General features: G+C 49.3%; 8 protein-coding genes. 5 read left to right on the forward strand and 3 right to left on the reverse strand.

All coding sequences use genetic code 11. The features are described 5' to 3' along the window. Window positions 1-36: 36 nt before the first annotated feature. From aspS to ACO1NT_RS08525, 3 genes are all read right to left on the reverse strand, one after another. Window positions 37-1,779, reverse strand: coding sequence for an aspartate--tRNA ligase (aspS, locus tag ACO1NT_RS08515; protein WP_449048156.1), 1,743 nt, complete (start codon window positions 1,777-1,779; stop codon window positions 37-39). A 45-nt stretch (window positions 1,780-1,824) separates the two neighbouring features. After that, on the reverse strand, window positions 1,825-2,508 hold the full coding sequence (locus ACO1NT_RS08520) for a response regulator (RefSeq protein ID WP_449048157.1): 684 nt from the start codon (window positions 2,506-2,508) through the stop codon (window positions 1,825-1,827). A 162-nt stretch (window positions 2,509-2,670) separates the two neighbouring features. Continuing rightward, entirely contained in the window at window positions 2,671-3,081 is a 411-nt protein-coding gene (locus tag ACO1NT_RS08525) for a hypothetical protein (RefSeq protein ID WP_449048158.1), read from the reverse strand. A 269-nt stretch (window positions 3,082-3,350) separates the two neighbouring features. Between ACO1NT_RS08525 and mraZ the strand changes: the two genes are divergently transcribed. The 5 genes from mraZ to ACO1NT_RS08550 form a co-directional block, all read left to right on the forward strand. Then, the gene (gene mraZ / locus ACO1NT_RS08530; RefSeq protein ID WP_449048159.1) at window positions 3,351-3,824 is read left to right on the forward strand and encodes a division/cell wall cluster transcriptional repressor MraZ; all 474 of its coding nucleotides are present in this window, start codon (window positions 3,351-3,353) and stop codon (window positions 3,822-3,824) included. Then, window positions 3,817-4,722 (forward strand): 16S rRNA (cytosine(1402)-N(4))-methyltransferase RsmH, encoded by a 906-nt coding sequence (rsmH, locus tag ACO1NT_RS08535; protein ID WP_449048164.1) that lies wholly within the window; start codon window positions 3,817-3,819, stop codon window positions 4,720-4,722. The genes mraZ and rsmH overlap by 8 nt, the downstream gene beginning before the upstream one ends. Window positions 4,723-4,745: 23 nt before the next feature. Next, the gene (locus ACO1NT_RS08540) at window positions 4,746-5,153 is read left to right on the forward strand and encodes an FtsL-like putative cell division protein (protein WP_449048160.1); all 408 of its coding nucleotides are present in this window, start codon (window positions 4,746-4,748) and stop codon (window positions 5,151-5,153) included. 28 nt (window positions 5,154-5,181) lie between these two features. Continuing rightward, window positions 5,182-7,275, forward strand: a complete 2,094-nt coding sequence (locus tag ACO1NT_RS08545) for a penicillin-binding protein (RefSeq protein ID WP_449048162.1) — start codon at window positions 5,182-5,184, stop codon at window positions 7,273-7,275. Then, window positions 7,272-8,411 (forward strand): UDP-N-acetylmuramoyl-L-alanyl-D-glutamate--2,6-diaminopimelate ligase (locus ACO1NT_RS08550; protein WP_449048163.1); only part of this gene is annotated, 1,140 nt, incomplete at its 3' end. The genes ACO1NT_RS08545 and ACO1NT_RS08550, both read left to right, overlap by 4 nt.

Consider the following 8,411-nt stretch of genomic DNA (forward strand, 5'->3'; position numbering starts at 1 on the left):
ATCAATAACGCAAAAAAGGCCGAACTGTTGTGGGGGCTAACTTAGCGCGATGCCCAGTTCGGCCAACTGTGTGCCGGCTATGGCCGAGGGCGAGTCGATCATCACGTCCCTCCCGGCATTGTTCTTCGGAAATGCAATCACATCACGGATGCTGTCTAGCCCCGCAAATACAGCAACCAGCCGGTCAAATCCAAAGGCGATTCCTCCGTGCGGTGGCGCTCCATAAGTGAATGCGTCCAGTAGAAAGCCGAATTGCTTTTGGGCCTCTTCGGCTGTAAAGCCCAGGTGTTTGAACATGAGCGATTGCAGGTCTCGATCGTGTATCCGTATAGAGCCCCCGCCAATTTCGGTGCCATTGATGACCAAATCATAAGCATTGGCGCGAACGTTGCCCGGTTCTGTCTCTAAAAGCGGGATGTCCTCGACTTTCGGCGAGGTGAAGGGATGGTGCATGGCATGGTAGCGTCCCGATTCGTCATCCCATTCGAGCAAGGGGAAATCCGTTACCCATAAGGGTGCATATGTGTTTTTGTCGCGCAATCCCCGTTGGGAGGCGATCTCCAATCTTAGTTCGCATAGTTGCTTCCGCACGCGGTCCGTATTGCCAGCCATAACGAGCAATAGATCCCCGGGCTGTGCGTCGAATGCGTTCGCCCACACAGCCAGCTGCTCGGGGCTATAGAATTTATCGACCGACGACTTGAATGTGCCATCAGCATTGCACCGCAAATACACCAGTCCAGAAGCGCCAATTTGGGGACGCTTCACGAAGTCTGTCAATGCGTCAAGTTCCTTCCGGGTATAGGACGCGCAGCCTTGAGCATTGATGCCTACCACCAGGTCTGCCTTGTCGAATACGGGGAAACCAGCGCCTTGAAGGACCGTGTTGAGTTCGACGAACGGCATGCCGAAGCGGATGTCGGGCTTATCAGAACCATACAGACGCATAGCCTCGTCGTAAGGCATGCGGGGAATGGTGTCTAAATCGATATGCTTTATCTGTTTGAATAGGTGTTTTATTAGGCCTTCGAACAATTGGAGGATGTCTTCCTGTTCAACAAAGGCCATCTCGCAATCTATCTGGGTGAATTCCGGTTGGCGGTCGGCCCGCAAATCCTCGTCACGGAAACATTTGACAAGCTGGAAATAACGATCGAAACCTGAAACCATCAGCAGTTGCTTGAAGGTCTGCGGCGACTGCGGCAAGGCATAAAACTCACCCGGGTTCATCCGGCTGGGTACAACGAAATCGCGCGCACCTTCCGGAGTGGACTTGATGAGTACCGGCGTTTCCACTTCCAGGAAATGATGCTTGTCAAGATAATTGCGGGTTTCCTGTGCAAGACGGTGCCGTAGCACGAGATTGTTCCGTAGCGGGTTACGCCTAAGGTCGAGGTAACGGTACTTCATCCGTAAATCGTCGCCGCCATCCGTATCATCTTCGATAGTAAAGGGTGGGAGCTTTGCGGCATTCAGTACCTCGAGTCGTGCTACCTTGATTTCGATCTCGCCGGTGGGTATTTTGGGGTTCTTGCTTTCACGTTCGATTACCTTTCCGGTCACCTTAATTACGTATTCACGGCCAAGGGAGCGTGCTTCGGCTCGTAACGATTCGTCGTCGGCCGGATCGAACACCAGTTGTGTTACGCCATAACGGTCACGTACATCAATGAATGTCATCCCGCCCAAATCACGGGATTTCTGTACCCAACCGCTAAGTATAACGGTATTACCCAAATCCGAAATGGTCAACTCTCCGCAAGTATGTGTTCTGTGCATGCCCTTTTTTGTCTAGAACGGCAAAAATAGCGGTTTTTTCTGAGATTAACACAAGCTTCCAACGTACGCCCGACCCAAGGGAAGGTTATCGCCGTTGTTAAGCAGGATATTGGATGCACTGCGTGCCCGGATGGCGTCTGTGTTGATGAGATAAGATTTATGTATCCTCACAAACTTCTTGTTGTTCAGGATGGTTTCCGCGACTTCCTTAAGGCACTTACGCAGCACGATTTTCTTGTTTGTTGTGATGAACGTAGTGTAATTCCCCTCGGCATGTGCGTAAATCATATCGTCTATCGATATTTTGGTTTTGTGCTTTCCGTTGGGTAGGAAAATGCTCTGGCTTTCTTCTTTTGTTTCCACTTGATTGAGTGCGATTTCAATAGACGCATATACATCGTTTCGGTTAAAGGGCTTTACAATGTAACCGGCCGGATTAGTGGACTTGGCCGCCTCTATAGTGCTACGGTCTGCATGCGACGTGAGGAAAATAAAGGGGATATGGTAGGTCGCGTTGATTTCGTGGGCTAAATCAATCCCGGTTTTTTCACCATATAGAATGATGTCGACTAAAATAAGGTCAGGCTTTGCCGTTTTGATGAGGGAAACGGCGTCGTCATAATTTGTGCAAATGCCACAAACGTCGTAACCAAGTTCCTGGAGCATGTACTCCAAATCCATGGTGATGATTAGCTGGTCTTCTACGATGAGTATTTTTTTCTTTTTCATCCTATTGACAATGTTTGGTGAAGTTGCATTCCAGGCTCCACGATGAACCAGTGATGACGGAACAAAAGTAGTACGATTGGTTTAAATCGGATGTAGTAATATGTCTACAACACTGTAATTTGTTTATATACAACGTGTTGTGTTGGTGTTTTTTGGACTGATTTACCGACAGGTACCGTCCTCTAAAATCCATACTCTAGACACACTGCTACTCAGTACATTCGGCGTATGGGGGGTGTTGTTGGTGTCATAGGTCAATACGATTGCGCCTTTTCCGGGATTGCCCTCAACCCGCAAGGCAATGGTTTCACCTTTTGCAAGTTGAACGGTCGTGCTAAAAGGAAGGGCGGGGTGGTTGGTCGTTACCGGACCATCGTTCGTTTGGTACGTCACTGACGAGACCAAGGCTTCGTTATGTGCGGCGACTTGATAGGTGACCAAGCGCTGTTCGGATAACTGTTCACCATCAATATCACAGTTGCATGATGTAGGCGTCAGGTCCGTACGCTTTTCGCATGACTGCGATAGGGCAGATGCACTTAATAATAAAGAAAAGATAACGGTTAAACGCATATTGATTAAAAGGTGGAACATCCAACCCTCGCAAAGATGCCAATAATGATGGCCGTTGGGCAACAAACCCCATTGGATTTTTTGATTTTGTAGTTATTCTACTACATCTTATACGATGCTAAAGGATTGCCAAGACTAGGTTTTCGTCGTGGTGTATGGTCGGCGGCGGTGGGGGGTCTGGAGTGTGGAAAACTTTTTTGTGGGAAAAAGTGGGGGAAAGTGGAGTAAATTCCTACTTTTACATCATATTTATTGCGAGAAGTGTATTTATGGGCCATTTGATAGGCGAATTTGATTGTAAGCTAGACACCAAAGGAAGGATGGTGTTGCCGGCTGCGCTCAAGAGGCAAATGCCTGATGCTGAGCGGTCTGGGCTTGTAGTCAATCGGGGCTTTGAAAAACATCTCGTAATCTATTCAAGGGGCGAGTGGGATAAGATCACCGATAAGCTAGCGAAGTTGAACACCTATAAGGCCAGGAACCGAAAGTTTATCCGCGACTTTACCCGTGGAGCTACCGAGTTGTCGCTGGATTCGGCCGGCCGTGTGCTGTTGCCTAAGTCGCTACTTGAATATGGCCAGATTGAAACGGAGGTCGTGTTGTCCTGTCAGTTCAATAAGATTGAGGTCTGGGCTAAAGAGGCGTACCATAAATTGTGGGAAGATGATGAGGATGATGATTTCGCGGCGTTGGCAGAAGAGGTAATGGGTGATGATGAGTTGACGGATGAAGATGATAAGTAACGGATACCATGTTCCGGTAATGTTGCGCGAATGCGTGGAAGCATTGGCAATCAAGCCTGGTGGCATATATGTAGACGTGACATTTGGGGGTGGGGGTCATTCGAAAGAGATTGTGAAGCATTTGGGGAGAGATGGTAGGCTGTATGCCTTTGACCAAGACCCCGACGCGTTGCGAAACGCGATAGCCGATGAGCGATTTGTGCTCGTGCACCAGAATTTCCGTTTCCTGAAAAACAACCTCCGGTTTTATGGGGTGAGAGCCGTTGATGGGATCCTTGCGGATTTGGGGGTGTCCTCGCATCAGTTCGATGATGCTCAACGTGGATTTTCCACGCGTTTTGACGCGGAGTTGGATATGCGGATGGACCGCGCCGGGTCTTTGGATGCCAAGCAGGTGCTGAATACTTACCCGGAAGCTGAACTGCACCGTATTTTCGGTATGTACGGAGAACTCCATAATGCACGTACGTTGGCCAGGACCATTGTAGCGGCACGGCTTATACAGCCCATCAATACGGTGGATGGGTTGAAAACGGTTGTTAAAAACGCGGTGCCCCGCGGCAAAGAGCATAAGTACTATGCGCAGTTGTTTCAGGCATTGCGTATTGAGGTGAATGGCGAACTGGATGCCCTACAGGAGTTTTTACAGCAGGCCGTCGCGGTGCTGAACCCCGGCGGACGGTTAGTGGTGATGTCTTACCATTCATTGGAAGATCGGCTTGTGAAGAATTTTATGGCAAAGGGTAAATTTAAGGGAGACGTGGAAAAGGATTTTTATGGTAATGAGATTAAACCGTTGAAGGCCGTTAACCGTAAGGCGATGGTGGCGGGTGATGAAGAGTTGGTCCGTAATAGTAGGGCCCGCAGCGCTAAGTTGCGGATAGCCGAGAAAGTTTGAGCAAGCAGATTGAAGCAAGCAATATGGCAAGGAACTCGTATAAAAGGCAGCCGCTGAGTGAAGAACAGCAAGCCGAGTTGCAAGAAACAGTCGAGGAAAAGGCGGATGCCACGCGCAGCTTTTTCCAGTCTCTGTTTTCTACGGAACGGTTTTCGTCTTCGGCATTCGTTGGCTATATACCCTTCATTGCCTTCGTAGGGCTGTTGGCGATCCTTTACATTGCCAACCGTCATTATGCTGAACGGACAATCAGGCAGATTGATCACTTGAGCAAGGAGGTGAAGGAGATGAACTGGGATTACAAGTCGCTTTCGGCCGATCTGATGAAACTCACCACCCAAAGCGAGATTGCCAAGCGTGTGGATACCATGGGGTTGAAAGAGCGGACGGCGCCGCCCAAAAAAATCGTGGTGGTCAGAGCAAAAAATTAAGTAAAGGTTAGCTAAAATCATAAGAGGCATGAATATCAGAACGGACATATTGCTAAGGGTTTACCTGTCATTCGGGCTGATTGTGCTTTTTGCCATTGCCGTGCTGGCCAAGCTTTTCCACCTGCAATACGTGGAAGGGACTGAATGGCGGGCATTGGCAGATAGCCTATCTACCCGGTACGTTGATGTAGAAGCTGTGCGGGGTAACATTTATTCGGACGATGGCAGCTTATTGGCTACATCGGTTCCCGAATATGATCTTCGTGTGGATCTGCTAGCCCCCGGCATTGCTGCAGACGATGTGTTTTATGCCAAAGTCGATTCGCTTGCCGCCAAGTTATCGGCTTTTTTTAAAGACAAATCGTCCGCGCAGTATTCGCGGTCGCTCAAACAGGCACGGAAGGATGGAAATAGGTATTATCTGCTCAAACGGGACGTGGGGCACCAGGAATTGAAGGAAATCAAGGAATTCCCGATATTCAATTTAGGTAAATATAAAGGTGGCCTGATTGCAGAGCGCAAGAATAAGCGCATCTTGCCATTTATGAATCTCGCGGCGCGCACCATCGGTTATAAAGTGCCTGCAGAAGATGTGCATGTAGGTTTAGAAGGGGCATATGGTGAATATATCGATGGGAAGAGTGGAAAACGCTTAGTAAGGCGGATAGCAGGTGGTGTGTGGATGCCGGTGAACCGGGAGATCGAAGTGGCTCCCGTCGACGGTGCGGATATCATCTCTACCATCGATGTGAACATGCAAGATATGGCGCAACGGGCGCTCGAAAAGCAATTGATTGTGAGCAACGCCGATAATGGCTGCGTCATTCTGATGGAGGTTGCGACCGGGGAGATACGTGCGGTCGCCAATTTCACGAGGATCGAAGAAGGTGTTTACCGCGAAAAATTCAACTATGCTATCGCCCAAAGCGCCGAACCCGGCTCTACATTTAAACTGGCCTCTTACCTTGTGGCACTCGATGATGGAAAAATCGACACGAATACCATCGTTGAGACCGGAAACGGTACCTACCGCGTGCACCGGCACACCATCCGCGATACGCATGCTTACGGTACGATGACGGTGAAAGAGGCGTTCGAGGTGTCGTCCAACGTGGCCATTACCAAAATCATCAATACCTATTATAAGAATAATCCAGCTGCATTCACCAAAGGGCTGCACGAATTACACCTCAATGAACCCTTGGGCCTGCAGATACCGGGCGAAGGCAATCCATTGATCAAGACGCCTGATAGTAAAAGCTGGAGTGGCCTTTCTTTGGTACAGATGGCCTATGGCTATGAATTGAAGCTGACCCCATTGCAAACATTAAGCCTCTATAATGCCGTGGCAAATGATGGCAAGATGGTGGCGCCGCTCTTCGTAAAGGAAATCCGGCGATTGGGGAACACCATCGAGCACTTCGATACGCGTGTCATCGACGAGCAGATTGCATCGGATGCTACCATTGGTAAGTTACAGGCAATGTTGGCCGGCGTCATGATTGAAGGCACCGGTAAGCGGTTGCGAAACCCGCAGCTGTCGATGGCCGGTAAAACGGGAACAGCGCAAATGGCCGATGGAGCAGCAGGTTACCGCAATCGTAAATACCAATCGTCGTTTGCGGGCTATTTCCCCGCCGATAACCCGAAATACTCCATGATTGTCGTGGTACAGAATCCCCGAAACGGTTATTACGGCGCGTCGGTAGCCGGTCCGGTGTTCCGTGAATTGGCCGACATGGTGTATGCTAATGATCTCGAACTCCAACAAGATTTCGACCGTATGCGCTTCGTCGGCAATACTGAACAGCCTTCGTCACTTAAGGGGTCCAAAGCTGCTACGTTGCGTGTCTACGATGCACTGGGTATCAAAACTACCTATGCATCCGCGGAGCCTATGCAGCAGATAGATACGGTAAAAGGAATCCCTTTTTCGGATGAAACGATAAAAACGGGGACAGTGCCTGATGTGAAGGGAATGGGACTCATCGATGCCATGTATGCCCTTGAGAATTCGGGTTACCGCACTACCGTAAAGGGAAAAGGAAAGGTGGTTGCCCAGTCATTGGCCGCCGGGCAACATGTTAAAACAGGGGCTTCTATCGTAATCGAATTGAAATGAAGGCGCTGAAAGACATACTTCACGGCATTCCGGTGCGCCACGTAGTGGGTAACCTCAATGTGGCGATAGGTGGCCTATGTTTCGACTCGCGTGAGGCCAGGCCGGGAAGCATGTTCGTTGCCGTAGTCGGTACGCAGGTCGATGGGCATAATTATGTGGACCATGCAGTCACGCTCGGCACCACCGTAGTGCTCTGTGAAAAAATGCCTGAAGTAACGAAAGATGACGTTACCTATATCCAGGTTGAAGATACCGCTTTTGCTTTGGGAGTGTCAGCGTCAAATTATTTCGACACGCCATCGGCCAAATTAAAATTAGTAGGGGTTACCGGCACCAATGGTAAAACCACGATCGCTACGTTGCTCTATAAACTTTTCAGGCAACTGGGATACGAGGCTGGTTTGGTTTCCACGGTACAGAACCAGATAGGCGACCGTATAGTAGCCGCCACACATACCACGCCAGACCCTATCGCGTTGAATGGGCTGCTTCAAGAAATGGTCGATAGCGGATGCGATTATTGTTTTATGGAAGTGAGCTCACATGCCATCGTACAACAACGGATAGCCGGGCTCCATTTCGCGGGCGGTATTTTTTCCAATATCACCCACGACCATTTAGATTTCCATAAAACGTTCGATGCTTATATCCAAGCCAAGAAGCGGTTTTTCGATGATCTGGGCCGCTTCGCATTTGCATTGTCCAATGCAGACGATAAAAATGGCACCGTTATGTTGCAAAATACCTTTGCACATAAACGAACGTATGGACTCAAACGTATGGCCGACTTCAAAGCGAAGGTTGTCGAAAGTCATTTCGATGGCATGCTGCTCCAACTCGATGGTCATGAAGTATGGGTAAAGCTTGTGGGCGGCTTCAATGCGTATAATATCGCGGCGGTATACGGTGCTGCTATCCTTTTGGAACAGGAAACGATGAAGGTGCTCACCGCAATCAGCAATATATCGGGCGCCGAAGGTCGTTTTGACACGATGATTTCAAAGAGTGGAATCATCGGCATAGTAGATTATGCCCATACGCCGGATGCGGTTCGGAATGTACTGGAAACCATCCGAGATTTCCGTAAAGGCAATCAGCAAATGATTACGGTGCTTGGTTGTGGGGGAGACAGGGAC

This window comes from Parapedobacter sp., from assembly GCF_053550995.1.

Coding starts and splice junctions, on each gene's coding strand:
- mraZ (WP_449048159.1), top strand. CDS start 3,351: ATGGGCCATTTGATAGGCGAATTTGATTGTAAGCTAGACACCAAAGGA.
- ACO1NT_RS08520 (WP_449048157.1), bottom strand. CDS start 2,508: ATGAAAAAGAAAAAAATACTCATCGTAGAAGACCAGCTAATCATCACC.
- ACO1NT_RS08525 (WP_449048158.1), bottom strand. CDS start 3,081: ATGCGTTTAACCGTTATCTTTTCTTTATTATTAAGTGCATCTGCCCTA.
- ACO1NT_RS08540 (WP_449048160.1), top strand. CDS start 4,746: ATGGCAAGGAACTCGTATAAAAGGCAGCCGCTGAGTGAAGAACAGCAA.
- aspS (WP_449048156.1), bottom strand. CDS start 1,779: ATGCACAGAACACATACTTGCGGAGAGTTGACCATTTCGGATTTGGGT.
- ACO1NT_RS08545 (WP_449048162.1), top strand. CDS start 5,182: ATGAATATCAGAACGGACATATTGCTAAGGGTTTACCTGTCATTCGGG.